Annotated in this window: 24 protein-coding genes; 17 read left to right on the top strand and 7 right to left on the bottom strand. The window is 67.6% G+C overall.

Annotation, left to right across the window (positions count from 1 at the left end; translation table 11 throughout):
- Nucleotides 1–21 precede the first annotated feature (21 nt).
- A complete protein-coding gene (locus AC1Z3W_RS07365) occupies nt 22–1,536 on the top strand; it encodes an MDR family MFS transporter (RefSeq protein WP_124832277.1) in 1,515 nt (504 codons plus the stop codon).
- 97 nt (nt 1,537–1,633) lie between these two features.
- Here the strand turns inward: AC1Z3W_RS07365 and AC1Z3W_RS07360 are convergent, their stop codons facing one another.
- A complete protein-coding gene (locus AC1Z3W_RS07360; RefSeq protein WP_483507367.1) occupies nt 1,634–2,632 on the bottom strand; it encodes a quinone oxidoreductase family protein in 999 nt (332 codons plus the stop codon).
- Nucleotides 2,633–2,758: 126 nt separating this feature from the next.
- Here AC1Z3W_RS07360 and AC1Z3W_RS07355 point away from each other — a divergent pair, with 126 nt between their 5' ends.
- The 8 genes from AC1Z3W_RS07355 (at nt 2,759) to AC1Z3W_RS07320 (ending at nt 10,756) form a co-directional block, all read left to right on the top strand.
- Nucleotides 2,759–3,679 carry a LysR family transcriptional regulator gene (locus AC1Z3W_RS07355; protein ID WP_057929331.1) on the top strand — a complete coding sequence of 307 codons (921 nt, stop codon included), beginning with the start codon at nt 2,759–2,761 and terminating at the stop codon, nt 3,677–3,679.
- A 101-nt stretch (nt 3,680–3,780) separates the two neighbouring features.
- Nucleotides 3,781–4,341, top strand: a complete 561-nt coding sequence (locus tag AC1Z3W_RS07350; RefSeq protein WP_124832279.1) for a GNAT family N-acetyltransferase — start codon at nt 3,781–3,783, stop codon at nt 4,339–4,341.
- 9 nt (nt 4,342–4,350) lie between these two features.
- Entirely contained in the window at nt 4,351–5,184 is an 834-nt protein-coding gene (locus tag AC1Z3W_RS07345) for a MerR family transcriptional regulator (RefSeq protein ID WP_057929333.1), read from the top strand.
- A gap of 268 nt (nt 5,185–5,452) precedes the next feature.
- A complete protein-coding gene (locus AC1Z3W_RS07340) occupies nt 5,453–6,127 on the top strand; it encodes a lysoplasmalogenase (RefSeq protein WP_057929334.1) in 675 nt (224 codons plus the stop codon).
- A 243-nt stretch (nt 6,128–6,370) separates the two neighbouring features.
- Nucleotides 6,371–7,960 (top strand): flavin-containing monooxygenase, encoded by a 1,590-nt coding sequence (locus AC1Z3W_RS07335; RefSeq protein WP_483507366.1) that lies wholly within the window; start codon nt 6,371–6,373, stop codon nt 7,958–7,960.
- Nucleotides 7,961–7,981: 21 nt separating this feature from the next.
- Nucleotides 7,982–8,920 (top strand): SDR family NAD(P)-dependent oxidoreductase, encoded by a 939-nt coding sequence (locus AC1Z3W_RS07330; protein ID WP_483507365.1) that lies wholly within the window; start codon nt 7,982–7,984, stop codon nt 8,918–8,920.
- Nucleotides 8,917–9,822: a metal-dependent hydrolase gene (locus tag AC1Z3W_RS07325; protein ID WP_057929337.1), complete on the top strand. Its 906-nt coding sequence runs from the start codon at nt 8,917–8,919 to the stop codon at nt 9,820–9,822. Before AC1Z3W_RS07330 ends, AC1Z3W_RS07325 begins: the two co-directional genes overlap by 4 nt.
- A gap of 4 nt (nt 9,823–9,826) precedes the next feature.
- Nucleotides 9,827–10,756, top strand: coding sequence for an alpha/beta fold hydrolase (locus AC1Z3W_RS07320; protein ID WP_483507364.1), 930 nt, complete (start codon nt 9,827–9,829; stop codon nt 10,754–10,756).
- Here the strand turns inward: AC1Z3W_RS07320 and AC1Z3W_RS07315 are convergent.
- A complete protein-coding gene (locus AC1Z3W_RS07315) occupies nt 10,717–11,271 on the bottom strand; it encodes a putative glycolipid-binding domain-containing protein (protein ID WP_483507363.1) in 555 nt (184 codons plus the stop codon). The genes AC1Z3W_RS07320 and AC1Z3W_RS07315 overlap by 40 nt on opposite strands.
- Nucleotides 11,272–11,526: 255 nt before the next feature.
- Here AC1Z3W_RS07315 and AC1Z3W_RS07310 point away from each other — a divergent pair, with 255 nt between their 5' ends.
- From AC1Z3W_RS07310 to AC1Z3W_RS07285, 6 genes are all read left to right on the top strand, one after another.
- Nucleotides 11,527–12,420 carry an urea transporter gene (locus AC1Z3W_RS07310; RefSeq protein ID WP_057929340.1) on the top strand — a complete coding sequence of 298 codons (894 nt, stop codon included), beginning with the start codon at nt 11,527–11,529 and terminating at the stop codon, nt 12,418–12,420.
- The gene (locus tag AC1Z3W_RS07305) at nt 12,395–13,171 is read left to right on the top strand and encodes a class II aldolase/adducin family protein (protein WP_057929341.1); all 777 of its coding nucleotides are present in this window, start codon (nt 12,395–12,397) and stop codon (nt 13,169–13,171) included. The genes AC1Z3W_RS07310 and AC1Z3W_RS07305 overlap by 26 nt, the downstream gene beginning before the upstream one ends.
- A gap of 62 nt (nt 13,172–13,233) precedes the next feature.
- Entirely contained in the window at nt 13,234–13,422 is a 189-nt protein-coding gene (locus AC1Z3W_RS07300) for a 4-oxalocrotonate tautomerase (RefSeq protein WP_014898956.1), read from the top strand.
- A 331-nt stretch (nt 13,423–13,753) separates the two neighbouring features.
- The gene (locus tag AC1Z3W_RS07295; protein WP_483507362.1) at nt 13,754–14,500 is read left to right on the top strand and encodes a hypothetical protein; all 747 of its coding nucleotides are present in this window, start codon (nt 13,754–13,756) and stop codon (nt 14,498–14,500) included.
- Nucleotides 14,501–14,644: 144 nt separating this feature from the next.
- Nucleotides 14,645–14,866 carry a hypothetical protein gene (locus AC1Z3W_RS07290; protein ID WP_057929342.1) on the top strand — a complete coding sequence of 74 codons (222 nt, stop codon included), beginning with the start codon at nt 14,645–14,647 and terminating at the stop codon, nt 14,864–14,866.
- A gap of 161 nt (nt 14,867–15,027) precedes the next feature.
- Nucleotides 15,028–19,869 carry an NAD-glutamate dehydrogenase gene (locus AC1Z3W_RS07285; RefSeq protein WP_483507361.1) on the top strand — a complete coding sequence of 1,614 codons (4,842 nt, stop codon included), beginning with the start codon at nt 15,028–15,030 and terminating at the stop codon, nt 19,867–19,869.
- A gap of 15 nt (nt 19,870–19,884) precedes the next feature.
- Here AC1Z3W_RS07285 and AC1Z3W_RS07280 read toward each other — a convergent pair whose 3' ends face one another.
- The 5 genes from AC1Z3W_RS07280 to AC1Z3W_RS07260 all read right to left on the bottom strand — a co-directional run bounded on the left by AC1Z3W_RS07280 (nt 19,885) and on the right by AC1Z3W_RS07260 (nt 24,525).
- Nucleotides 19,885–20,745 carry a class I SAM-dependent methyltransferase gene (locus AC1Z3W_RS07280; protein ID WP_483507360.1) on the bottom strand — a complete coding sequence of 287 codons (861 nt, stop codon included), beginning with the start codon at nt 20,743–20,745 and terminating at the stop codon, nt 19,885–19,887.
- Nucleotides 20,746–20,755: 10 nt separating this feature from the next.
- Nucleotides 20,756–21,106, bottom strand: a complete 351-nt coding sequence (locus AC1Z3W_RS07275) for a VOC family protein (protein ID WP_483507359.1) — start codon at nt 21,104–21,106, stop codon at nt 20,756–20,758.
- A gap of 40 nt (nt 21,107–21,146) precedes the next feature.
- Complete coding sequence (locus AC1Z3W_RS07270) at nt 21,147–21,980, bottom strand: arylamine N-acetyltransferase family protein (protein WP_483507358.1); 834 nt, start codon at nt 21,978–21,980, stop codon at nt 21,147–21,149.
- A 121-nt stretch (nt 21,981–22,101) separates the two neighbouring features.
- Complete coding sequence (locus tag AC1Z3W_RS07265; RefSeq protein WP_057929347.1) at nt 22,102–22,794, bottom strand: hypothetical protein; 693 nt, start codon at nt 22,792–22,794, stop codon at nt 22,102–22,104.
- 246 nt (nt 22,795–23,040) lie between these two features.
- Nucleotides 23,041–24,525, bottom strand: coding sequence for an amidase (locus tag AC1Z3W_RS07260; RefSeq protein ID WP_483507357.1), 1,485 nt, complete (start codon nt 24,523–24,525; stop codon nt 23,041–23,043).
- Nucleotides 24,526–24,897: 372 nt separating this feature from the next.
- Between AC1Z3W_RS07260 and AC1Z3W_RS07255 the strand changes: the two genes are divergently transcribed.
- Both AC1Z3W_RS07255 and AC1Z3W_RS07250 read left to right on the top strand, forming a co-directional pair.
- The gene (locus AC1Z3W_RS07255) at nt 24,898–25,332 is read left to right on the top strand and encodes a universal stress protein (protein WP_057929349.1); all 435 of its coding nucleotides are present in this window, start codon (nt 24,898–24,900) and stop codon (nt 25,330–25,332) included.
- Nucleotides 25,333–26,000: 668 nt separating this feature from the next.
- Nucleotides 26,001–26,249 (top strand): hypothetical protein, encoded by a 249-nt coding sequence (locus AC1Z3W_RS07250; protein ID WP_057929350.1) that lies wholly within the window; start codon nt 26,001–26,003, stop codon nt 26,247–26,249.
- The last annotated feature ends 264 nt before the right edge of the window (nt 26,250–26,513 follow it).

The following is a 26,513-nucleotide window of genomic DNA, read 5'->3' as shown; positions in this document are numbered from 1 at the left end:
ACTGCCATGGCAGATATATCGATGAGAACCGATACCCTCCTTGCTCCGCCGGCCGCCGAAGCGGCCCGCCGCGACGCGCCGACCGGGCTGATCGTCGCCGCGCTGCTGCTCGTCATGCTGCTATCCGCGCTCGACCAGACGATCGTGTCGACCGCACTACCGACGATCGTCGGCGAGCTCGGCGGCCTCGACCAGTTGTCGTGGGTCGTCACCGCGTACCTGCTGTCGTCGACGGTCGTGCTGCCGCTGTACGGCAAGCTCGGCGACCTGTACGGCCGCAAGATCGTGCTGCAGGCCGCGATCGTGCTGTTTCTCGCCGGCTCCGCGCTGTGCGGCATCGCGCAGGACATGACGCAGCTGATCGTGCTGCGCGCGCTGCAAGGGCTCGGCGGCGGCGGCCTGATGGTCGTCACGATGGCCGCGATCGGCGACCTGGTACCGCCCGAGCGCCGTGCGCGCTATCAGGGGATGTTCGGCGGCGTGTACGGCCTCGCAACGATCGTCGGGCCGCTGCTCGGCGGTTTCCTCGTCGAACACCTGTCGTGGCGCTGGATCTTCACGATCAACCTGCCGCTCGGCTTTGTCGCGCTCGCGGTGATCGGCATCGCGTTTCGGCCGCACACCGCGCACGTGAAGCACCGGATCGACTACATGGGCGCCGCGTTCCTCGCGACGGCCCTCACCTGCGTGATCCTGTTCACGAGCGAAGGCGGTTCGCTGCTGCCATGGTCGTCGCCGCAGCTATGGATGACGCTCGTGCTCGGCCTGGTCGCGGTCGGCGGCTTCGTCTACGAGGAGCGGCTCGCGGCCGAGCCGATCATGCCGCTCGCACTGTTCCGCCAGCGCACCTTCGTGCTGATGAGCCTGATCGGCTTCGTCGTCGGCATCGCGCTGTTCGGTTCGGTCACGTTCATTCCACTCTATCTGCAGGTCGTGAAGGGCTCGACGCCGTCGCAGGCCGGGATGCAGCTGCTGCCGATGATGGGCGGGATGCTCGCGATGTCGGTCGCGAGCGGCCGGCTGATCTCGCGGCTCGGCACGTATCGCCCGTTTCCGATCGCGGGGACGCTGATTGGCGGCATCGCGATGGCGCTGCTGTCGACGCTGTCGCTCGACACGCCGCTGCACACGATGTACGCGTATATGGCGCTGCTCGGGATCGGGCTCGGCATGGTGATGCCGGTGCTGACGCTCGCGGTGCAGAACACGGTCGAATTCCGGCACATGGGTGTCGCGACATCGGGCGCGACGCTGTTCCGCTCGATCGGCGGCTCGCTCGGCGTCGCCGCGTTCGGCGCGCTGTTCTCGCATGGGCTGCAGTCGCGGATCGCGCAGGCGCTGCCGGCCGGCACGGAGCTGCCGCCCGCGCTCGGGCCGGCAGCCGTGCACCAGTTGCCGGATGCTGTGCGCGATGCGTACCTGCACGCGTTCGCCGGGTCGCTGCATGTGGTGTATCTGGCGGCGGCGGGCGTGATCGCGATCGCATTCGTGCTGGCGTGGTTCGTCGAGAGTACGCCGCTGCGCAAGCATCACTGATCTGCCGGGAAACGGCGGCGCGGCGGCGGCGCCCGCCTGCGGATCGACACCGCGAAGCGATCGCCGTCGTGACTTTCGATCGCCGCGCGGTCCGCCGTCACGGCACCAGCACCACCCCGCCCGTCGTCTGACGCGACTCCAGCAACCGGTGCGCGTCGGCCGCCTGTTCGAGCGGCAGCCGCGCGCCGATTTCCACGTGCATCCCGTCCGCGAGCCGTTCGAGCGTCGCGCGCGCGGCTTCCCGATACCCTTCCACATCACGCGCAATAAAGCCGAGCACGCTTGGCCGCGCGAGCGCAATCGAGCGGGCCGGGCCGAGTTCGTCGAGATCGATCGTCTGCCGCGCGCCGATCGCGGCGACCTGCCCGATGCTCGCGACCATCCCGAACGGCCGGACCGCGCCGAGCGTGCGTGTCAGCACGTCGCCGCCGATCCCGTCGATCGCATAGTCGACGCCCGCGCCGCCGCCGAATGCACGCGCCGTCTGGACAAAGTCCTCCTCGCGATAGTCGACCACCGCTTCCGCTCCATGCGCGCGCACGAGTGCCGCCTTTGCAGCCGAACCGACGGTGCCGATCACCCGCGCACCGAACGCGCGCGCCCACTGCGTCGCCAGCAGCCCGACACCGCCGGCCGCTGCATGCACGAGCACGGTGTCGCCGGCGCGGATCTGCCGCACGCGGTGCAGCAGCATGTAGACGGTGATGCCTTTCAGCAGCCCGGCCGCAGCCGCGTCGTCGCTCACGCCGTCGGGCACGGGCACCACGCGCTCGGCGGGCAGCGTGCGCATGCTCGCGTAGCTGCCGGTCGGCAGCCCCGCATACGCGACGCGCTGGCCCGGAACGAGCGCCGTCACATCGGGGCCGACCGCGTCGATCACGCCGGCCGCCTCGACGCCGAGCGCGTCCGGCAGCGCCGGCAGCGGATGCGCGCCGGTCCTGAAATAGATGTCGACGAAGTTCACGCCGACGGCGGTCTGGCGAATCCGCACCTCGCCGGCACCGGGCGGCACGACGGGTGCATCGACGCGGCGCAGCACGCCGGCGTCGCCGTAGCGGTCGACCCCGATCCGGGTGACGGTGGCTGTCTGGGTCATGACGTTTCCTCGCAATCGAATGAAGTGACACGATCATCCCATCGTGCATAATCGATCGGAATTCCTGTTATTTGCCCATCTACCGTGCAAAATTCGACCGATACGACGCCATCGCCCCCGCTGCCGATGAGTTGGGACGACCTCCGCTATTTCCTCGCGGTGATACGCGGCGGCAGCCTGTCGGCCGCCGCGCGGGCGCTGCAGGTCCAGCATTCGACAGTCGCCCGGCGCATCGACGCGCTGGAGTCCTCGCTCGGCATCCGGCTGTTCGACCGGCTGCCGCGCGGCTGGCCACCGACCGACGAAGGGCTGCATCTCGCCGAGCATGCGGCCCGCGTCGAAGCCGATGTGCATGCGTTCGCGCGTGCCGCGCAGGGAGCGGCGGCGCTCGACGGCGTCGTGCGCGTGTCGGCGTCGCCGGTGTTTGCGAGCCACTTCCTCGCGCCGAGGCTTGCCCGCGCGCAGCGCGCGTGGCCCGCGCTGCGGATCGACCTGATGGGCGAGATGCATGCAGCCAACCTGTACGCACGCGAAGCCGACCTCGCGGTGCGCCTGTCGCGGCCGAGCGAGCCGGGGCTGGCTGCGCGCCGGCTCGGCACCATGCGCTTCGCGCTGTGCGCGTCGCCCGACTGGGCTGCCGCGCCGCCCGACACCTGGGCGTTCCTCGGCTACGACGACGCACTCGCGCAAATGCCGCAACAGCAATGGCTCGAGCGTTTCGCGGCCGGGCGCCGCTTCGCGTTCGTCGCCAACGATCTGGCCGCGCTGCATCGTGCGTGCGTCGCCGGCGCGGGGATCGCGTTGCTGCCGCGCTTTCTCGTCGACGATCCGGCGATGAGCGTGGATGCAGATGCAGGCACGCGGACTGCGGACGTTGCGTCGTCGTCTCTGCGAACTCCGCTCGTCGAACTGATGTCCGTGCCCCGTTGCGATGTCGAGCGCGAGATCTGGCTGGTCGTCCACCCGGACGTGCGGCGCTCGCCGCGCGTGCAGCGCGTCGCGGATGCGATCGCCGACGCGGTTCGCGACGCGGACGGCCACCTGTAGATCCGTACGCCAGGCGCTGCAAGCGCGCGCGGCGACCAACGCCTTTACGGCGCCACCCGACGGCCGGCATAGTAGCAATTTCATCCGCCCGCTCCGCCACCATGCCCGCCGCTCCCGCCTGCGTCGTCCGCGACGCGACCGATGCCGATCTCGACGCCATTCACGCGATCTACGCGCACCACGTGCGCCACAGCGTCGCGTCGTTCGAGGAGACGCCGCCCGATGTCGACGAACTGCGCGCGCGCCGCGACGCCGTGCTGCGTCACGGGCTGCCCTATCTCGTCGCGGAATACGACGGCCGCCTGGCCGGTTACGCCTATGCGACGCCGTATCGCACGCGCAGCGCGTACCGCCACACGATCGAGGATTCGATCTACATCGACGACGCGCAGCGCGGCCGCGGCATCGGCCGCGCGCTGCTCGCGGCACTGATCGCGCGTTGCGAGGCCGGCCCATGGCGGCAGATGATCGCGGTGATCGCCGACGGCGGCACCGGCGGCTCGACGTCGCTGCACCGTGCATTCGGTTTCGAGCCCGCAGGCGTGCTGAAGGCGGTCGGATTCAAGCACGGCCGCTGGATCGATACCGCGCTGATGCAGCGCGCGCTCGGCGACGGCGCACGCACGCTCCCCGCCTCGCCCGAGCCTGTCGCGCCGCGCTAGAATGGCCGCATGTCAAAACAGACTCCAACCATGCCAGACGAGGCCGCAGCCGATTCCCGCAACGAGTACACGGTCGACGAACTCGCGCGCGTGTCGGACACGACCGTGCGCAACGTTCGGGCATACCAGGATCGCGGGCTGCTCGCCCCGCCCGAGAAGCGCGGGCGCGTCGGCATCTACGACGACACGCACGTCGCCCGCCTGAAGCTGATCAACCACCTGCTCGCACGCGGCTACACGCTGTCGAACATCCAGGACCTGATCATGGCGATCGACGAAGGCCACGACCTGCGCTCGATCCTCGGCCTGGAAAACGCGATCGGCGGCCGCTGGTCGCACGAACTGCCGAAAACCTATTCGCTCGCCGCGCTCGCGCAGATGTTCGGCCCGCAGACGGCGTCGCAACTGTCGCGCGTGACCGAGCTCGGGCTGCTCGAACGGCGCGGCCTGTCGTTCGTCGCGAAAAGCCCCGCGCTGCTCGAGGCAGCGGCCGCGATGACGAAGGAAGGCATCCCGCCGCGCGAACTGCTCGACGTGATCAGCCTCGCACGGCCGCACTTCGACGCGATCGCAAGGCTGCTCGTCGATCTCGTCGTCAAGCGGCTCGACCGCTATGACGAAGGCACGCTTCCGCCGGTGACCGACGTGCCCGCGCTCGTCGATGCGATCTGGCGCCTGCGCCCGCTCGCGGCCGTGTTCGTCGAAGGGGAGACGAACCGCGCGCTCGAGAACGCGGCAAGCGCCTATCTCGGCGGCCGCGTCGCGACGATTCTCGACAGGAAGCTCAGCGACGAAGCGGCGCGGCAGGCCGGTGTGAAGGCGCCGAAAGACGGCGAAGGCTAGGCCACGCTGCTGCTGCGGGTTCGCGGGCACAACACCGCGAAACGACGAGACGCACACATCGCGATCACCAAACAGCCGGCGGCACGCAATGCCCGCCGGCTGTTCTTTTTCGATCCCGCCGCATCGGTGCGCCCCAGATCGCCGAGCCTCCGCAACCTAGAAGGATTCGCCGGTTTTCCCGCCCCCGTTCTTCCGGATAATGGCCTGCAGCCGCGCCCCCAACCGCGCGCCGTCCAGCGCAGACAACAACAATCCGGAGACACCCGCCTTGCTCGCCACGCTTCCCGCCGCCTATCGCCGGCTCTGGCCGCTCGCCGTCACCGCCGCGCTGCTGTATGGGCTGTCGCTCGCCGCCGCGCCCTATCCCGGCCAGGCGGCCGCGAAAGCCGCGATGGGCCTCCTGCTGCTCGCGGCCGGCAGCACCTGCGCGGCACCACGCGAGCGTGCGTGGCTGTGCGCGGCGCTCGCGACGGCCGTGCTCGGCGACGTGCTGCTCGCGCTGCCCGAGTGGCCGCTGTCGTTCGTCCTCGGTCTCGGCGCATTCCTGCTCACGCATTTGTGCTACTGCACGATCTTCATGCGCTGGCGCGCGCGGCCGCACGGCTGGCGCATCGGCGCGCTGATCGGGCTATGGATCGCCGCACCGGCGTTCTACGCGGCATTCCTTCCGCACTTGGGCGAGCTGCTCGCACCGGTCGCCGTCTACATGCTCGTGCTGTGCGCGATGGCGAGCTTCGCGCTCGCGGCCCGCACGCGCGGCCCGCTGGTCGCCATCGGCAGCCTGATCTTCGTCGGCTCCGACACGCTGATCGGCGTCGGGCGCTTCCTCGGCGGCTTTCCCGGCATCGGTTACCTGATCTGGGGCCTCTACGCGCTTGCGCAGGTCACGATCGTCGCCGGGGTTTTCCATGAGGCGGCCGCCCGCTCGATCCGTCCCCGATAGTGTTTCAAACAAGCCGTCGCGCGCCGCCGGCCTCGTCTCCCGCCTCGGCCGCCCTGCCGACGGCCGTTTCCGCGCATCCCGTCATGCGGAACCCGCCCTGTTCCAAACCCCGCTCAGCCTTTTCCCGCACGGCTTCCGGCCCTTAGAGCGCCGCTTCTAGCCTCTTGCGGTTTCCAGGCTCGCCCACTATCGTTACATCACACAATGTAACATTAGAAAATGAGCCAAATCGGAGACACCCGGATGAATGCTCGCACGTTGCCTTTCGGCCCGCCCGGCCACGACGGCCTGGACGAAACCACCGACATCGCCATCATCGGCACCGGCTTCGCCGGTCTCGGGATGGCCATCCGCCTGCGGCAGACAGGCGTGACCGACTTCGTCGCCCTCGAGAAGGCCGCGTCGGTCGGCGGCACGTGGCGCGACAATCATTACCCCGGGTGTGCATGCGACGTGCAATCGCACGTCTATTCGTTCTCGTTCGCGCCGAACCCGCGCTGGACGCGCATGTTCGCGCCGCAGCCGGAGATTCGCGCATATCTGGAAGACTGCGTGCAGCGCTTCGGCGTCGGCCCGCACCTGCGCCTGAACCACGCGCTGCAGCGCGCCGAATACGACGAAGCCGCGCAACGCTGGCGCCTCACGTTCGCGAACGGCAAGCGGCTGTCGGCGCGCGTGCTGGTGTCGGGGATGGGCGGCCTGTCGCGCGCCGCGCTGCCGGCGATTCCCGGCGTCGAGAACTTCAAGGGCCGCGCGTTCCATTCGCAGCAGTGGGATCACGACTATGCGCTCGAAGGCAAGCGCGTCGCGGTAATCGGCACCGGCGCGAGCGCGATCCAGTTCGTGCCGCAGATCGCGCCGCGCGTGAAGGCACTCGCGCTGTTCCAGCGCACCCCGCCGTGGATCATGCCGAAGCCCGACCGCAACCTGACCGGGTTCGAGAAATGGCTGTTCCGCACGCTGCCGTTCACGCAGAAGGCCGTGCGCAGCAGCATCTACTGGATGCTCGAATCGCGCGTGCTCGGCTTCGCGATCCATCCGTCGCTGATGAAGAACGTGCAGAAGCTCGCGCTGCGCCACATCCGCAAGCAGATTCCCGATCCGGCGCTACGCGAGACCGTCACGCCGAACTACACGCTCGGCTGCAAGCGCGTGCTGATCTCGAACGACTACTACCCGGCGCTGTCACGCAAGAACGTCGACGTGATCACGACCGGCATCGACCACATCGAAGCCGACGCGGTCGTGACGACCGACGGCAAGCGTCATGAAGTCGACTGCCTGATCTACGGCACAGGCTTCCAGGTTGCCGATCCGTATCCGCGCGGCGCGATCATCGGCCGCGGCGGGCTCGACATCGTCGACGCCTGGCGCGACGGCGCGCACGCGTATCTCGGCTCGACGCTGCCGGGCTACCCGAACTTCTTCATGATCGTCGGCCCGAACACGGGCCTCGGCCACAACTCGATGGTGTTCATGATCGAGTCGCAGATCGAATACATCCTCGGCGCGCTGCAGGCGATGCATCGCGAACGCGCGGATGCGATCGAGGTGCGCCCGCTCGTCGAGGCGCAGTTCAACAGCGACCTGCAGGGCAAGCTCAAGAAGGCGATCTGGTCGACGGGCGGCTGCAAGAGCTGGTACCTCGATCCGCGCACCGGCAAGAACACGACGCTGTGGCCGGGCTTCACCTGGCGCTTCCGCCAGGCGACCGCGCACTTCTCGATCGCCGATTACCACGCGTATCGCGCACCGCAACACGACACGACCGCGCGGCCCGTCGCCGCGCCCGCCGCTTCCGCTTCGACTTCCACGTCCGTCGAAGCGGCCTGAGCCAGACCAGGAGCCACCGACATGAGAGATTTCCCCAACAAGGTCGCCGCGATCACGGGCGCAGGTTCGGGCATGGGCCGCTCGCTCGCGCTCCAGCTCGCGCAGGCCGGCTGCCACGTGTCGCTCGCCGACAAGAACGGCGTCGGCCTCGCCGAAACCGAGCGGATCGTCCGCGCGATCGCGCCGAACGTGCGCGTATCGACGCGCGTGCTGGACGTCGGCGACCGCGACGCGATGTTCGCGTGGGCCGACGACACCGCGAAGGAACACGGCAAGGTCAACCTGATCTTCAACAACGCGGGCGTCGCGCTGTCGAGCACGATCGAAGGGATGGAATACAGCGATCTCGAGTGGATCGTGAACATCAACTTCTGGGGCGTCGTGCACGGCACGAAGGCGTTCCTGCCGCACCTGAAGGCATCGGGCGACGGCCACGTGATCAACACGTCGAGCATTTTCGGGATCTTCGCGCAGCCGGGCATGAGCGGCTACAACGCGACCAAGTTCGCGGTGCGCGGCTTCACCGAATCGCTGCGGGAGGAGCTCGACATGATGAAGTGCGGCGTGTCCGCCACATGCGTGCACCCCGGCGGCATCCGCACCAACATCGCGCAATCGAGCCGCGTCGCGAAGAACATGGTCGGCTTCATCGTCGAGAGCGAGCAGCAAGGCAAGGACAGCTTCGAGAAGTTCTTCATCACGACCGCCGACGAAGCCGCGCGCACGATCCTCGCCGGCGTGCGCAAGAACAAGCGCCGCGTGCTGATCGGCCGAGACGCGAAAGGCGCGGACTGGATGGCGCGCATCCTGCCGGCCGCGTACCAGGCGCTCGTCGTGCTCGTGACGCGCCGCGAAGCCGCGAAGGCCCGTCGCGCGGCTGTTCGCTACGGCGCGCCCGCGGCCGCCCCGCTTCACGCCACCTACAACAACGCAGGCAATCAGGGAGGAGAACAATCATGACGACCCCGAACATGATGCCCGTGCGGCGCGACATCCGGTTCGCGCTGCCGCCCGAGCGCGCGAAGGACTGGCATGTCCAGGGCGTGCCGGTCACCCACTTCATGAACGCGCTGTCGCTGCTGTTCCCGGCCGGCGAGCGCTTCTTCATGGATTCGGTGCGCAACTACCGCGACCGCATCGAGGATCCGGCGCTGAAGAAGCAGGTGCTCGGCTTCATCGGCCAGGAAGCGATGCACACCCGCGAGCACATCGAGTACAACGATCTGCTGCAGTCGTCCGGCCTGCCCGCGCACAAGCTCGACAAGCGGCTGTGGACGATCCTCGGCTTCTTCAAGAAGACGCTGCCGCATTCGATGCAGCTCGCGATCACCATCGCGCTCGAGCATTACACGGCGATCCTCGCGAACCAGCTGCTGTCGGGACACGAACACCGGATCGACGGGTCCGTAGAAGGCTACCAGCAGATGTGGATGTGGCACGCGATGGAGGAAACCGAGCACAAGGCGGTGTCGTACGACGTATGGAACGCAGTGACGAAGCCGGGCCTCGGCAGCTACCTGCTGCGCACCAGCACGATGCTGCTCACGACCGTGATGTTCTGGACGATCGTGTTCGACTTCCACGTGCGGCTGATGCTGTCGCACCGTCGCAAGCACGGCAGGTTCGGTGGCATGTGGCGCCTCGTGAAGTATCTGTACGGCCCGAGGACCGGCGTGTTCCCGAGCATCGCGCGCGAATGGCTCGACTACTTCCGTCCTGGCTTCCACCCGTGGGACCACGACAACCATCAGTACCTGCAGGGGCTCGACACGCTGCTCGCGAACATCGACGCGACCAACGCGCGCTACGCGGCGCAGGCCGCCCCGCGCCGCGTGCCGCTGCATCCGGTTGCCCAGGCATGACGTCATGGCGCGCGCACACGAGATGCTGACCGTCCGCTCCGGCGACGTGAAACTCGCCGTCTACGTCAGCGGCCCGCGGCGCGCGCCGCCGCTGATCCTCGTGCACGGCTATCCCGATTCGGCTGCCGTATGGGCGCCGGTTCGCGCGCGGCTCGCGAAGCGCTATCGCGTGATCGCCTACGACGTGCGCGGCGCCGGGGCATCCGATGCGCCGCGCCGCCGCGCGGACTACGCGCTCGCGCGGCTCGCGGAGGACCTGAAGGCCGTCGCCGACGCGACCTGCGGCAACCGGCCGTTTCATCTGGTCGGTCACGACTGGGGGTCGATCCAGTGCTGGGAGGCCGTGACCGATCCCGCGTTCCGCGGCCGGATCGCGTCGTACACGTCGATTTCCGGCCCCTGCCTCGACCACGTGTTCCGCGCGAAGATGCGGCTCAAGCAGAGCCTGAAGTCGTGGTACATCGCGTTCTTCCACCTGCCGGTCGTGCCGTCGCTGGTGTGGGGGCTCGGCGGCGCCGCGCTGTGGCCGCGCTGGCTGCAGCTGACCGAACGCGTGCGACCCGAGCGCGATCCGGCGCAACTGAAGAACGCGCTGAACGGGTTGCAGTTGTACCGCGCGAATTTCCTCGCACGGGCGCGAAAGCCGCGCGAGCGGTATGCGCAGGCGCCGGTGCAGATCCTCGTGCCGGTGCGCGACCGCTACGTGACGCCAGAGATGTCGGTCGGTCTCGAGCGCTGGCTCGGCGAGCACGTGCGCGAAGAAATCGACGGCGCGCACTGGATCGTCGTGCGCAATCCGGAGCTGATCGCGGCGCGGATCGACCGGTTTGCGGCGGCGCAGGAGAAGCCGGCCGTCACGGCGACGGCAGCGGGAACGGGAACGGCAGCGGCCGTTCAGCGCAACGTCGGCAGGCGCTTGAACAGCGTTTCGTAGTCGATCACGAGCCCGTCGGCGTCGATGTCCATCTCCGCCGTGAAATTCCGGAAGATGCCTTCGTAGCGATAGCGCCGGCCGGGCTCGAGGCACGCATAGGCCTGCTTGACCGGCGCGACGGTCAAATCCGGCGTCGAGATGTACGCGACGTCGATCGGTCGCCGCTCGCCGCGCGCGAGACCGAGGCGGCCGATCGGCAGCGAATTCGTGAACGGCGTCGCCGCGATGTCGATGTCGACGCAGCCATCCAGTTCCGGCAGCGCGCGGCCTGAACCGTCACGCCAGTGCCCGGCGCCGTCGCCGTGCAGTTCGAGCGTGCCGCCGCCCATCACCTTGAGCACCGCATGCCTGACCCGCCACTGCGGATCGCACTCGACCCGGTACGCGAGCCCGTACGCGCGGCCGTACCGCTGGCCGACCACGGCGCTTTCGACGACGATGCCGGTTTCACTCCGATCGAACGTCAGGTGTTCGATTCCGTCGCCCTCGAGCGACGCCCAGCGCAGTTCACGCATCGTTCCGCCTCCTCGTTGCCCCACAAAACGATAACGCGTCAGCCCGCGCACGAAAACAATCGCGATGATCCAAATTTGCTACCAAACCGCGCAGTTCTCGCGAAACCGCTAACACACGTGTTCCGAATACGCGCCGGCCGCCTCTCTGCGCCCCAATTCAGGGCACCCATCCCAAATCCTGACTATCCAGAATTCCCTATTCCGGGGCATGGGATTGTGTCCTATGCTCGCGGCACGTCCTGTTCCGCCGCTGCCATGCCAACCGCCCGCCCCGCTTCGCCGTCGATCGATCTGCGCATCCTGCTGCGCGGCATCGGACAGATCGTGCTGCAGGCGAACGCGTTCACCGGCGCGATGCTGGTTGCCGCACTCGCGCTGACCGACCTGCGGCTCGCGTGCGCGGCGCTGGTCGGCGCGGCCGCCGCCAACCTGACCGCGGTGCTGACCGGCGCGCCGCGCCGCGACGTCGAACAGGGTCTGCACGGCTTCAACGGCGCGCTCGCCGCGCTGGTGGCCGTCCTCTTTGCACCCGTCCCGCTGGCGGCGCTCGCGCTGGTGCCGCTCGCCGCGATCGGCGCCGCGCTCGTGCAGCGCGCGATGCGCACCCCGCTCGCGAAATGGCGCCAGTGCCCGTATTCGAGTCCGTGCCTCGCAGCCACCGCACTGTGGCTGCCGTTTGTCGCGGCGCAGCATGCGAGCGATGCCGCGGCGGGCGCGGCATTGACGCTTTCCTCCGTCGCCGCCGCACTACTGTCGGGCGTCGCGCAAACCACCTTCGCACAGGGCGCGTGGGCCGGCATGCTGATCGTCGCCGGCATCGCGGCCGCCTCCGGCCGCGCGGCCGCGTTCGCGCTCGGCGGCGCGATCGTGTCGACCGTGCTGCTGGTCGCGCTCGGTGCCGACGGCGCAGTGTTCACCGACGGCCTGCTCGGCTTCAACGGCGCGCTTGCCGCGCTTGCGTTGATGTCGCGCGGCACGCGCGCGGCGCTCGCGGCGGCGGCACTGGCCGCGCTGATCCAGTGGCTCGCGATGCATGCGGGCCTCACCGCGCTCACGGCCCCGTTCGCACTCGCGTCGTGGATCACGGTAGCCGTCGCGCGCCGCTTTACCCTCGGAGAACCCGATGTCGTCATTCGCACACCGTCCTGACGCCGTGAAGCCCGGCGGCCCGATCTCGGACGCCGAGCGCCGGCTGCGCGTCGATCTCGCCGCCGCCTATCGCCTGGTCGCGCTGAACGGCTGGGACGACCTGATCTACACGCATCTTTCCGCGGCGGTGCCAGGCGAACCCGGCCATTTCCTGATCAACCCGTTCGGCCTCACGTTCGACGAAGTCCGTGCATCGAATCTCGTGAAGATCGACGTGGCCGGCAACCGGATCGGCGACAGCGAGCATGCGGTCAACGTGACGGGCTTCGCGCTGCACGCGGCCGTGCACACCGCGCGCGCCGACGCCGTCTGCGTGATGCATCTGCACAATACGGCCGGCATCGCCGTGTCGATCCAGCGCGACGGGCTGCTGCCCGCGTCGCAGCACGCGCTGCGGTTCCACGGCGACCTCGCGTATCACGACTACGAGGCGCTCGCGTTCTCGCCGGCCGAAGGCGCACGGCTGACCGCCAGCCTCGGTGCGAAATCCGCGATGCTGCTGCGCAACCACGGCACGCTGACGGTCGGCCGGACCGTCGCCGAGGCGTATGTGCTGATGGATACGCTGATCAAGGCGTGCGACATCCAGGTGCGCGCGCAGGCCGGCGGCGGACCGCTCGTGCTGCCCGAGCCGGCGGTCGCCGACCGCACCGCCGAGCAGTTGCGCGACGGCGGCGCGATCGAGGGCGAACTGGAGTGGCCGGCGCTGCTGCGCCGCCTCGACCGGATCGATCCGTCGTATCGCGACTGATCCGGCGCCGCCACCAATCTCCCGACGAATCGTTCAACCCCCAACCATCGGAGTATCCAGTCATGCCAACTTTCAATATCCAGTTGTTCGAAGGCCGCACGGTCGAGCAGAAGCGCGCATTCGTCGAAGCGATCACGCGCGTCACGTGCGAGACGCTCGGCTGCGATCCGGGCTCGGTCGACATCATTCTCGCCGACGTGAAGAAGGAGAACTGGGCGACGGCCGGGAAGCTGTGGAGCGACGAGCGCTGACGAGCGTCTCCGGGATCTGCGTGCGTCCAGAACCTGGACACGCGCTGCCCGGATAACGGTTCGCCCTCTCCTCACCGGCAATAATATGCTTGATTCATCAACTATCTCGATATATTGCCGTTGACAATTGGTCTCGTGGCAATTAGCTTTCGTAAGCGCAGGTGCATCCGGATTCTTCTGGATACAAATTCGCATAACGAATCAAATGTACTGCATCAGAATCCGAAAGAATCTAGCCAGCTGATCGCCGTCTATTGGTGCCAACGCCAGCGATGAAAACCCGGCAAAAAGAACCATGCCGATATTCAACTCATCATCGCAGGTGGACATCATGAAAACCATGACGCTCAAAGGCTATTTCGCTGCTGTACGGCTCTCATTGACCTCCTTCTCGAGCACCGGTTTCGGCAGCCCGGTGCCAACGACATCCGACGCGGGAGCGAATCCATCTTCCGGCCAGACATGGGAGGCCGTCGAAAATGGCACCGACTACAAAATCATCAAAGTTTCCGACGAACGTTTTTTAATCGTCTACGGAAACAAGAACAATATTTCAGGGTACGCTGTTTACGATCGACGAAACGGCCCAACCGGTACCGAGTATGTGCCATGGACGTCGATTTCGTCTGACATCACAATCGGAATTCGGGAGACGAGTAGTCAATCGATCGGGGTCATGCTTAGCAGCGACGGCGAAACCACGAGCTTTGTCGCGAAACCCTACCGGCCTCGGCATAACGTACGAAACGTAATCCGCCCCGGCAAATGGTCCGCAACGGTCTCCGGTACTTCGATGCAACTCCACGTCGCTCCCAACCTCGTAGACGTGTCCATCGATATTGGCAAATGCAGGCTGACCGAAAAGGCAAAATCACCCAGTCAGGAAAATGCGTCTCGTGTGACGTTGTCGCCGGCGACGGCGACCTGCCCGACGACTGTAGGGCACGCATTTGACGCCGCGTTGCTATTTTCGGAGGATCTTGCTGTCGTCTACCCGACGAACCGAGAGTCGGAAAACGTTATTTTCGTCGGTTCCGAGGTCGGCTCAAGCGCACTCAACACGATGCCACAGCCCTGAAACACCTCCATTTGTGCACAATGGCGAGAAATGTGCCGAGCAAAATGTTCTGCAATGACTTTGCCCACCGGCAACTTCGGATTCAAGTTCTGGAACTGCGTCAATAGTTGTAACGCGTTGGCGGGATGCTAAAAGGGCAAACCAATGATCTCTGACAAGCAAATCGCAAGTGTCTTGAACGACATGATCCTGCAAATGGGAGCCGAACTGGATCGCTCCCTGCTGACAGTCAAGGCGTCGTGTCCGGACTCGGAATTCGTCGCCTATCGCGAATTCGTATCGCAAGTATTGACCACGATGCTGCTCGACTTCATGAATCCGCTCTACGCGCGCCACCCCGACCTGAAACCGCCGGACCTCGCTTGACCTTCTCCTGCAACGCCGGGCACGCGCGTTGCAGGCAGCCTCCCTTCCCTGCTCCCTGTTCTGCGTTCGCACATCGCGCCGTCACGCAATCGGCGCATCAATCGGCGCATAATGCCGAACACACATGCAGCAGCCAATGGCCACCCGACCAGGAGCCCGCCATGGAAGCGAAGAACGAAGAAGTCGTCGCACACCTGCTCTCCGATGTCGTCGAATTCGCGCGCGCTCGCCTGCCCGAGGCCACGTTCCGGATCGTCGAACCGTTCCTGCGTCATTACTACGATTTCGTCGACGCCGATGATCTGCAGAATCGCGGCATCGCCGACCTGTACGGCGCCGCGATGGCCCACTGGCAGACCGCCCAGAAATTCGTGCCCGGCAGCGAGCGGCTGCGCGTATACAACCCGATCCTCGAACAGCACGGCTGGCACTCGGATCACACGGTGATCGAGATCGTCAACGACGACATGCCGTTTCTCGTCGACTCGGTGACGATGGCGGTGAACCGCCTCGGGCTCGCGCTGCACTCCGCGCTGCACCCGGTGTTCCGCATCTGGCGCGGCAGCAACGGCGGGATCGAGCGCGTCGACGCAGGCGGCGCGACGCCCGGCGACGGCCAGTCGCAGCTCGCGTCGTTCATCCATTTCGAAGTCGACCGCTGCGGCGACGCCGCGCTGCTCGACACGCTGCGCGACGACATCGCGCGCGTGCTCGGCAACGTGCGCGCGTCGGTCGAGGACTGGCCGAAGATCGTCGACATCGCGCGCGCGACGATCAAGGACCTGAAAGCCCGCGAATCGACCGCGGAAGACATCGAGGCACGCGCGTTCCTCGAATGGATGGCCGCCGACCACTTCACGTTCCTCGGCCAGCGCGATTACGCGCTCGTGTCGGACGGCAACGGCTTCGGGCTGCGCGGCGTCGAAGGCTCGGGCTTCGGCCTGCTGCGCGAATCGCTGCGCCCGCCCGGCGCGTCGGACGTGACACCGCTGCCGCCAGCCGCCGCCGAGATCATCACCGGTCCCTGGCCGATCTTCCTGACCAAGGCGAACTCGCGCGCGACCGTGCACCGGCCCGGCTACCTCGACTACGTCGGCGTGAAACTGGTCGGCGCCGACGGCAAGGTGAGCGGCGAGCGCCGCTTCATCGGGCTCTACACGTCGACCGCGTACATGGTGTCGAGCGCCGAGATCCCGATCGTGCGCCGCAAGTGCGCGAACATCGTGCGGCGCGCGGGCTTCCTGCCGAAGGGGCATCTCGGCAAGTCGCTGGTGACGGTGCTCGAAACCTATCCGCGCGACGAACTGTTCCAGGCCGACGAAGACCAGCTCTACGACATCGCGCTCGGCATCCTGCGCCTGCAGGAACATCAGCGCACGCGCCTGTTCGTGCGGCGCGACCGCTTCGACCGCTTCGTGTCGTGCCTCGCATTCGTGCCGCGCGACAAGTACAACACCGACCTGCGCCGCCGCATCGCGAAGCTGCTCGTCGACGCGTACAACGGCGTCAACGTCGAATTCACGCCGCTGCTGTCGGAATCGGCGATCGCGCGGATTCACTTCGTCGTCCATGCGGAACCGGGCACGATGCCGGACGTCGACACGCGCGAGCTCGAAACGCGGCTCGTGCAGGTCACGCGCCGCTGGCAGGACGATCTCGCGGACGCGCTGCTCGACGCGTTCGGCGAAGAGCAAGGCAACCGGCTGCTGCAGCGCTATGCGGATTCGTTCCCGGCCGGCTACCGCGACGACTATCCGGCGCGCACGGCCGTTCGCGACATCGAGCTGATCGAGCGCGTGAAGGAGTCGGGCCAGCTCGCGATGAACCTGTACCGCCCGATCGAGGCCGGGCCGCGCGCGTTCCGCTTCAAGGTATATCGCGCGGGCGACCCGATCGCGCTGTCGCGCAGCCTGCCGATGCTGGAACATCTGGGCGTGCGCGTCGACGAGGAGCGGCCGTACCGGATCCAGACGCAGGATGCCGCGCCCGCCTGGGTGCACGATTTCGGCCTCGAACTCGCCGACGATACCGAGTTCGACATCGAGCGCGTGAAGGGCCTGTTCGAGGATGCGTTCGACCGGATCTGGACCGGCCGGATCGAGAACGACGACTTCAACCGCCTCGTGTTGCGCGCGCACCTGAGCGCACGCGAAGTCACGATCCTGCGTGCGTATGCGAAATACCTGCGACAGGTCGGCTCAACGTTCAGCGACGCGTACATCGAGCGCGCGCTGACCGGCAACCCGGCGATCGCGCGGCAGCTCGTCGAGCTGTTCCTGGTGCGCTTCGACCCGGCCACGGGCAGCACGCGCGACGTGCAGGCCGAACGCCTGCTGAAGGCGATCGAGACGGCGCTCGACCAGGTGCCGAACCTCGACGAGGATCGGATCCTGCGCCAGTTCCTCGGCGTGATCAACGCGACCGAGCGCACCAACTATTTCCTGCACGACGCGAACGGCGAATCGAAGCCATACCTGTCGTTCAAGTTCAATCCGGCGAAGGTGCCCGGCCTGCCCGAGCCGAAGCCGATGTTCGAGATCTGGGTGTACTCGCCGCGCGTCGAGGGCGTGCACCTGCGCGGCGGGCGCGTCGCGCGCGGCGGGCTGCGCTGGTCCGACCGCCGCGAGGATTTCCGCACCGAGGTGCTCGGGCTGATGAAGGCGCAGATGGTGAAGAACGTCGTGATCGTGCCGGTCGGCTCGAAAGGCGGCTTCGTCGTAAAGAATCCGCCGTCGCCGAGCGATCGCGAAGCGTGGATGCGCGAAGGCATCGCGTGCTACCAGACATTCCTGCGCGGCCTGCTCGACCTGACCGACAATCTCGCCGGCAACGCGATCGTGCCGCCGCCCGACGTGGTACGGCACGATCCCGACGATCCGTATCTCGTCGTCGCGGCCGACAAGGGCACGGCCACCTTCTCCGACTACGCGAACGCGATCTCGCACGAATACGGCTTCTGGCTCGACGATGCGTTCGCGTCCGGCGGCTCGGTCGGCTACGACCACAAGAAGATGGCGATCACCGCGCGCGGCGCGTGGGAATCGGTGAAGCGCCACTTCCGCGAGATGGGTGTCGATACGCAGACGACCGACTTCACCGTGGTCGGTGTCGGCGACATGTCGGGCGACGTGTTCGGCAACGGGATGCTGCTGTCGCCGCATATCCGGCTCGTCGCGGCGTTCGACCACCGGCACGTGTTCCTCGATCCGAACCCCGACCCGGCGACGAGCTTCGCGGAGCGCCAGCGGATGTTCGCGCTCGAGCGCTCGAGCTGGGCCGACTACGACACGTCCGTGATCTCCGCGGGCGGCGGCGTCTACCCGCGCACCGCGAAGACGATCCCGCTGTCGCCGGCCGTGCAGGCCGCGCTCGGCATCGATGCGCACGCGCTGCCGCCGACCGAGCTGATCCGCGCGATCCTGCAGGCGCCGGTCGATCTGCTGTACAACGGCGGCATCGGCACCTACGTGAAGGCCGCGCACGAAACCCACCAGCAGGTCGGCGATCGTGCGAACGACGCGGTGCGCGTCAACGGCGCGGACCTGCGCTGCAAGGTCGTCGGCGAAGGCGGCAACCTCGGCTGCACGCAGTTCGGGCGCATCGAGTTCGCGCAGCGCGGCGGGCGCATCAACACCGACGCGATCGACAACTCGGCCGGCGTCGATTGTTCGGATCACGAAGTCAACATCAAGATCCTGCTCGGGCTCGTCGTCACGGACGGCGAGATGACCGAGAAACAGCGCAACGCACTGCTCGCGGAAATGACCGACGAAGTCGGGCTGCTGGTGCTGCGCGACAACTACTACCAGACGCAGGCGCTGTCGATCGCGGGGCGCTACAGCGTCGAGCTGCTCGACGCCGAGGCGCGCCTGATGCGCTGGCTCGAACGCGCGGGCCGCCTGAATCGCGTGATCGAGTTCCTGCCGACCGACGACGAGATCGCCGAACGGCAAACCGCCAAGCAGGGCCTCACGTCGCCGGAGCGGGCGGTGCTGCTCGCGTACAGCAAGATGTGGCTGTACGACGCGCTGCTCGAATCCGACGTGCCCGAGGATCCGCTCGTCGCCGCGATGCTCGTCGACTACTTCCCGAAGCCGCTGCAACAGCGCTTCAGCGAACCGATGCAGCGTCACCCGCTGCGCCGCGAGATTCTCGCGACGCACCTGACCAACGCACTCGTCAACCGCGTCGGCTGCGCGTTCGTGCACCGGCTGATGGAGGAAACCGACGCGAAGCCCGGCGACATCGTGCGCGCCTGCATCATGGCGCGCGACGTGTTCGATCTCGATGCGGTGTGGCGCGACATCGACGCGCTCGACAACCGCGTCGCCGACGACGTGCAAGCGCGCATGTTCGTCGACGTCGCGCGGCTGCTGGAGCGTGCGGCGCTGTGGTTCCTGCGGCACCTGCAGTCGGGCGCGGTGGCTGACGGCGGCGTCGCCGGACTGATCGCGCGCTGCCGCGACGCGGTGCAGCGCATCGCACCGCAACTGCCGTCGCTGCTGCCGGCAAGCGATCTCGAAGCGCTGTCCGAACGGCAGCGCGTATTGGTCGACGCCGGCGTCGACAGCGCACTCGCCGGGCGCGTCGCGAGCGGCGACATCTCCGCCGCGCTGCTCGACATCGCCGAAGTGGCCGCAACCTGCGATCGCAGCCTCGAACTGGTCGCGGGCGTGTACTTCTCGCTCGGCACGCTGCTGAACTACGGGTGGATCGGCGAACGCGCCGCCACGCTGCCGACCCCGACGCACTGGGACATGCTGGCACGCGCCGCTGCACTCGCGGAAGTTGCGCGGCTCAAGCGCACGCTGGCGACCAGCGCGCTTGCGGAATCGGCCGACTCGGCGGCGCCCGAGACGATCGTCCACGCGTGGCGCGAACGCCGCGAGGCGGCGCTGCAGCGCTACGAGCACCTGCTCGCCGACCTGCGTGCATCGGGTGGCGCGAGCCTCGCGGTGCTGCTCGTGATCGTGCGCGAGATGGCCGTGCTGGAGCGCCCGTGACGCATAACCGCGGGGCTACACCGTCGCGACCAGCAGCTCTTCCGCGTGATTCGGCGGATGCAGGCCATCGGTGCGATCGGCGAAGTAGCGGCGCGTGAGCGCCGCGGCCGACACATGCTCGGCCTGCGCGAAGCCGGCTTGCGTCGCGAGCGCGCGGATCTCCGCCGGCATGAAGAAGCTGATGAACGGCGTGCCGCTCGCGCGCGCGCCCTTCGCGGCCATTTCGAGCCCCGGACGCACGTCCGGATCGGCCTGCTCCAGCGGCAGCAGGAAGGTCATCGCAAACGTCGAGCCCGGCGCGAGCGATGCGACTTCGCGCAGCGCCGCCGCGTTCGCGTCGCGCGTCAGGTACATGCTGACGCCCGTGGACACCACGACCGCCGGCTTGCCCGCATCGAAGCCCGCGCGCACGAGGGCAGCGCGCCACGACTGCTTCGCCTCGAAATCGACCGGCACGAACCGCAGCCAGTCCGGCACGCCGAAGCCGAGCTCGGCGAGGCGCCGGCGTTTCCACGCCTGCGGCGCGGGCGGATCGACTTCGAACACGGTCAAGCGCGACGCCATCTCGGGCCGGCGCTGCACGAAGCTGTCGAGGCCCGCGCCGAGGATCACATACTGGCTCACGCCCTGCGCGGCCTGCTCGACGACGAGATCCTCGATGAAGCGCGCCCGCGCGACGATCGATGCGCGAAACGGTCGCGTGAACTGCGGATCCATGTCGCCGCGCTGCTGCCAGCCGGGCTCCGGCGCGAGCAGGCGCAGGCCGACTTCGTCGGCAAGCACATGCGGCGGCGCATCGAGTTCGACGTGCAGCGCGCGCCACAGCGCGACACGCGCGGCGGTGCTGTCGGGGGCGTCCTGATGGAGATCGGTCATCGCCGCGGCCTCACGCGCCTGACTTGCCCGGCGCCTGCAGGCGCCATACGCGGCCGCCGGGATCGCGCACGGTCATGTCGCGCGTGCCCCAGTGCGCATCCTCGAACGGCGTGACGACGTCGACGATGGGCTGCGGCCGAACCGACTGCTCGTCGGGCACCTTCAGCACGCCCTGCATGTCGGGTGTCTCGGTGGCCGGTACTTCGGCGATGAACAGAAACGGGCCGTCGCCGCTTCGCAGCTGGCCCGAGTGGTGACCGGTTTCGAATTCCCGCGTGAAGCCCAGCGCCTGGAAGAACTTCGCCGACTTGCCCCAGTTGTGCGTCGTCAGGTACACGGCTTCGATTCGCTCGGATGACATGTCATTCCTCCTTCGTGGACGCGTCGGCCCTCGTCAGCATTCACATCGCGTTCGTCCGCGCGGCGACCCGCGCGAACAGCGCGTCGAGATCGAAGCCGGTTGTATCGATACCGATCGTGTCGCGCAGGCATGCGCCCCACGCGGCCGCGTCGCCGAACGTGACGGTGCGCCCCACCCCCGTCGCGTCGCGCAGCGTCAGCGCGGTGTTGAACAGCGCCGCGCGGCCGTCCGGCAGCACGCGGCACGCGATCAGGTCGTTCACGAAGATCGATTCGGGATAAGTCGACGTGAACCAGTTCGCGGCATCGTAATCGATCCACTCGGCCGGTTTCAGCGAGAAGCGATAGGTCGTCTGCCAGCCGTCGGGTATCTCGAACTGCATGTCGAACTCGCCGTCGACCGGCGCGTCGACGACGCGAAATGCGCCGTGTGGCGTCAGCTGCCGCTCGCCGGGCACGAAGCACAGCGGCGCGGTCAGCGTTGCGCTGCCGAAGCCGATGTCCGCGAGCCACGTCGCGCCGTCGAGCTCGATACGCAGCAGCATGTGCGTCTGCGCGGTGACGACCTCGGGCGGCCGCATCCAGCGCACCCGCGCGATCAGCGGCGTCACGCGAAAGCCGATCGTCGTGAGCGCGGTATAGAAGAGTTTGTTGAGTTCGAAGCAATAGCCGCCGCGGCGGCGCCCGATCACCTTGTCGACGAGCGCGGGAAGGTCTAGCGCGACACGCGCGCCGGTCAGCGGATTGAGGTTTTCGAACGGAATCGCCTGCGGGTGCAGCAGGTGCAGCCGGCGCAGCACGTCGAGCGTCGGCTCGGCCGGGCCGTCGTAGCCGATGCGGGAGAAATAGCGCGGAAGGTCGAACGAGTCAGTCATGAACCGGCACCGGGAACGGGGAACACGCCACGATAGCACCGCGCGAAATCCCCATGTTGTTCGGGGCCATCCCGGATCGCCGCGCGCGCTGCCGGCACCGCAGCGCGCGGGTGCGGCAACGTTACGGCAGCAGCTTCAGCGCGGACGACGCGACCGACGGCACCGAAATGCCCTGGCTCGTCGCGAACTGCACGGCCTGGCTGAGCGTCGTCGCGAGCGACTGCAACTGGCCCGGCGCGCTTTGCGCGATATACGACGCGGCCTGCATGTTCTGCGGATCCAGGCCCGCCTGCAGCAGCGATGCGGCGCTGGTCGACCCGAGGCTGCCAAGCCCCGACTGCAGCTGCGAATACTGCGTGAGGCCCTGCCCGAGCGATGCGAGGCCGTTGCTGAACGCCGGCTTGTCGATCGGGCCGTGTGTCGCACCGCCGCTCGCGAACGCCTGGCCGAGCGCTTGCGAGACCGACTGCTGCGCGCCGCCCATCTGCGACAGCGCGGCCGGCGTCAGCGCATTGCCGCCGCCGAGCAGGCTCGCCGCCTGCTGCGCCTGCCCGGCCGCGCCGGTGAGCCCCATCGCCGACGCGAGCGACGACTGGCCGGTCAGCACCTGCTGGTTCGCACCGACGTACGCCTGCATCAGTTGCGCGACGCCGCCCTGCGACGGTGCGGCCTGTTGCTGCGCGCCGCCGAGCAGCGACGATCCGATCGCCTGCAGGTCGAGCTGCGCATGCGCGGCGCCGCTCGCGGCCAGCAGGATGCCGAATGCGATGCCCGCCGATGCCAGGTGCTTGCCTGTCGCGCGAATGTGCTTCATCTGTTTCCCTCGTGCCCGAATTATTGAGGCCGATATTGTCGAAGCGCGTCGCGCGCCGCCGCAACGACTGAAACACATCGAAACGAAATCGCGCGCCGCGGCCGCTTGCAATTCCGCGGCCACCTCGCGTCGCCGCGCGCATTCATCCGCGTTTGCCGCGCGATCTCAGGCGCGCACCAGGATTCGTTCCTGGTCCGCATCAATAACGTTCGTTTCGGGCGGCCGGAATCGCCGCCGCAGCGTGCGTCAAGCAGCCATCCAGGCCGGCAGCCGCTGGCCGACCCAGTCGGCCGCCTGCTCGTAGCCGCGCGCGAGCTGCAGCACCGCGAGATCCGCGCGCGGCCGGCCGATCAGTTGCATCCCCATTGGCAGCCCTGCGTCGTTGAAGCCGACCGGCACGCTGATCACCGGGCAGCCGGCCAGCGTCCACGGCACGACCGTTTCCATCCAGCGGTGATAGGTGTCCATCGCGCGGCCCGCGATTTCGTTCGGCCAGCGCTGGTCGACGTCGAACGGGAACACCTGGGCGGTCGGCGCCGCGATGAAGTCGTAGCGATCGAAAAAGCTCAGCACGGCCTGGTGCCACGCCGTGCGCTCGATGCTCGCGTCGAACACCTCGGCACCCTGCATCGCGAGCAGCCCTTCGACCTCGTAGATCGCCTCGGGCTTCAGCAGCGCGCGCCGCGCCGGGTCGCGATAGTGCGCGAGCAGCCCGCCGCCGGACAGCAGGTGCCGATGCGCGAGCCACAGGCGCCAGATCCGCTCGGGCGCGAATGCGGGCAGCGCCGCATCGACGTCGCAGCCGATCTCGCGCAGCGTCGCCAGGCCCTTTTCGCACTGCGCGAGCACGCCCGGCTCGGTCGCGAGATAGCCGTTCCAGTCGCCGACCCACGCGACGCGCTCGCCGCGCAGGTCCCGGTCGAGCGGCTTCGTGAACACCGCCGGATCTTCCGCGAGCGACAGCGGATCGTTCGGGTCGTAGCCGGCCTGGATCGCGAGCAGTTGCGCGACGTCGCCGACCGTGCGGCCCATCGGCCCTTCGATGCCGAGCTGCTGCATGAACACGTCGACGGCTGGCCAGCGCGGCACGCGGCCCTGTGACGGACGGAACCCGTAGATGTTGCAGAACGCGGCCGGATTGCGCAGCGAACCGCCGAAGTCGCTGCCGTCCGCGACCGGCAGCATGCGCGCCGCGAGCGCCGCTGCCGTGCCGCCGCTGCTGCCGCCCGCACTCTTCGTCAGGTCGTACGGATTGCGCGTCGCGCCGTGGACTTCGTTGAACGTGTGCGAGCCGAGGCCGAACTCCGGCGTGTTGGTCTTGCCGATGAAGATCGCACCCGCCGCGCGCATCCGCCCAACGCCGACCGAGTCGGCCTGCGGCACGTTATCGCGAAAGATCGGCGAGCCGTAGGTCGTCCTCAGCCCTTTCGTCATCGCGAGATCCTTCGGCGCCTGCGGCATCCCGTGCAGCCAGCCGTGATACTCGCCGCGGGCGAGTGCGGCGTCCTTTTCCGCGGCTTCGGCGAGCAGCGTGGCGCGATCGCGCAGCGAGACCAGCGCGTTCACCGCGCCGTTCACGCGCTCGATGTGATCGAGATAAGCACGCATCGTCTCGACGCAGGAGACCGCCTTGCTGCGGATCGCCGATGCGAGCTCGCCGGCCGGCAGGCGCACGATCGGGTCGACGGTGATGGAAGCGGGGGCGAGAAGCTGCGAGGCGCCGTGCGGCATGCGAGGTCTCCTGGAATCGGAATGGAATGGCGGGGCGCGCGATGGCGGCGCTCCATCCCGAACGGCCGGAAACAGCCGGGGAGAAAGCCGCGCCGCGGCCGATGCTCTACTCTACGCGACGCCAGATGGCCGACCTCCGATATTTTCCGCCGCGATTCATTGAGGATTCGACTAAATCGACACGGCGCAGCACCCGGCCGACCGGCTGATGAAAATGTTTATGCGCATAAACTTAAATTTCTTATATTTCTAGTAAGCGCAACACGATGCGGCCGGCGTTGACGACATTTTTACGCGGCCGCCCGATTTCTTAAGGTTGCGCGATCCGGCCGAGCGCTACGCTGCAAACATCTCGATTCCGGGGCATCGTCCATGCTCAAGCTGCTGGTTCCCGTCGGTCATTCGCCCCGCTCGCTTCAGGCGGTGCGCCACGCGACCTTCCTGTATCGCGAACGCTGCGCGTCGGAGATCGTGCTGATCAACGTACAGGCGCCGCTCGAAGCGACGCGGCTCGAGGCATTTCACCCGCTATCGCGGCTGCGGTCGATCGAGGACAAGTTCGCGTGCGACGATCTGGCGACGGCCGAGCGGGTGCTGCGGGAAGCCGGCGTCCGGTACAGCGTCGTGAAGAAGGTCGGGCCGGTGGCCGACACGATCGCGGCCGCAGCCGCCGAGACCGGCTGCGACGAAATCGTCGTCGTCGCGCCGCGGCACGATCCGTTTCACACGATGCTGTCGATGTTCCGCCGCAGCGTGATGAGCCGGCTCGTGCGGATTTCGAATGTGCCGGTGACGGCGGTGCGATAGCGGGCTGAATGCAGCCGCGTCGCCGTCGCGTCGTGCGGCACCGCGCCGCAAACCTCGATGCGCGCAGCCCGATCAGGTCGTCATGGACCCGCTTCGGCGGGTCGTTTCATTTGAGTCGACGCAACGATGCGTCTTGCACGACGCAAAGCCGTCGCATGCCTTGCGCGAACACTGCGATGCGCCTATGTGCGCCTTCGCGCGGGGCCGACATGCTTACTTGATGACCTTGCGCACGAAGACGAGATAGGTCGCCAGCGAAGACGCACCCAGCAGAATGACCCACAACGGCGCCATGCTGATCAGGACGGAAGAGACGTTAAGCATTTGGATTCCTCACTATTTCGATAGCGATGTTCAACACGTACAAGCTGCGTTCGGAACCGCTGCGCCCATCGCTTGCCGCGCATCGCGTTCCGCCAAAACATGCATCCATGCTATCGCTTTGACCGGTAGCGTGACCGGCTCGCCCTGCCGGTATCCTGACATTCGTCAAACTCGCGTCAATCGCGCGCCTGCCCGACGGACCGCCCTCCTTTTCCGCTGCTCCTGCGGAAAAAAGGACACGATCACTGCCGCCAGCCGCCGTTTCCGCAGACGTTTACCGGGGGAAGCCCCAAGTGCTTCGAGAAACGTGTCCGCGTTACGCTTGAGTGACGAGGAGACGAATCATGAGACGAGTGGTACACATCGCTTTTTTCGCGCTGCTGGCCTACCTGATCGGAGATCGGGCGCTGCTGCACGCGCAAGGCCGCGACGCCAGCCCGATGGCATGCTCGCAGGGCGCCGAGCAGGTGAAATACGACGCGCTCAGCCGAGGCTTCGGCAACGCGGCAGCCAGCAGCCAGAGCGAGGCATTCATGTCGGGCTGCCTCGTGAGCGGGCGCAGCAATCAGGACGTCGCGATGGCGGCTCGTTGAGGTCGAACGGGCGCCATGCCCGTTGTCCTCATGCCGCGCTGCGTGGCCGCGAGACGGTCGCGACCGGCGCTTTCCGCCTGTTCCGCTTCGCCCCGCCGCCATTGGCGCGCCGGTAGCCTGCAATACGCCGTCGGCCCGGCGCTCGACGCGACCGATGAGCGGTCGCCAGGACATGTCACGCACGTTCTCGTCATAGCGCCGGCAACGTCCATCGCTACCCCGGTCCGGTCGCGCTCGTTCACGTGCGCGCCATGCGCTCCCTCC

The sequence above is a fragment of the Burkholderia sp. 10_S31 genome, from assembly GCF_056930375.1.
Note: the sequence above shows the minus strand (reverse complement) of the source record. Positions and strands in the feature narration are given on the sequence as shown.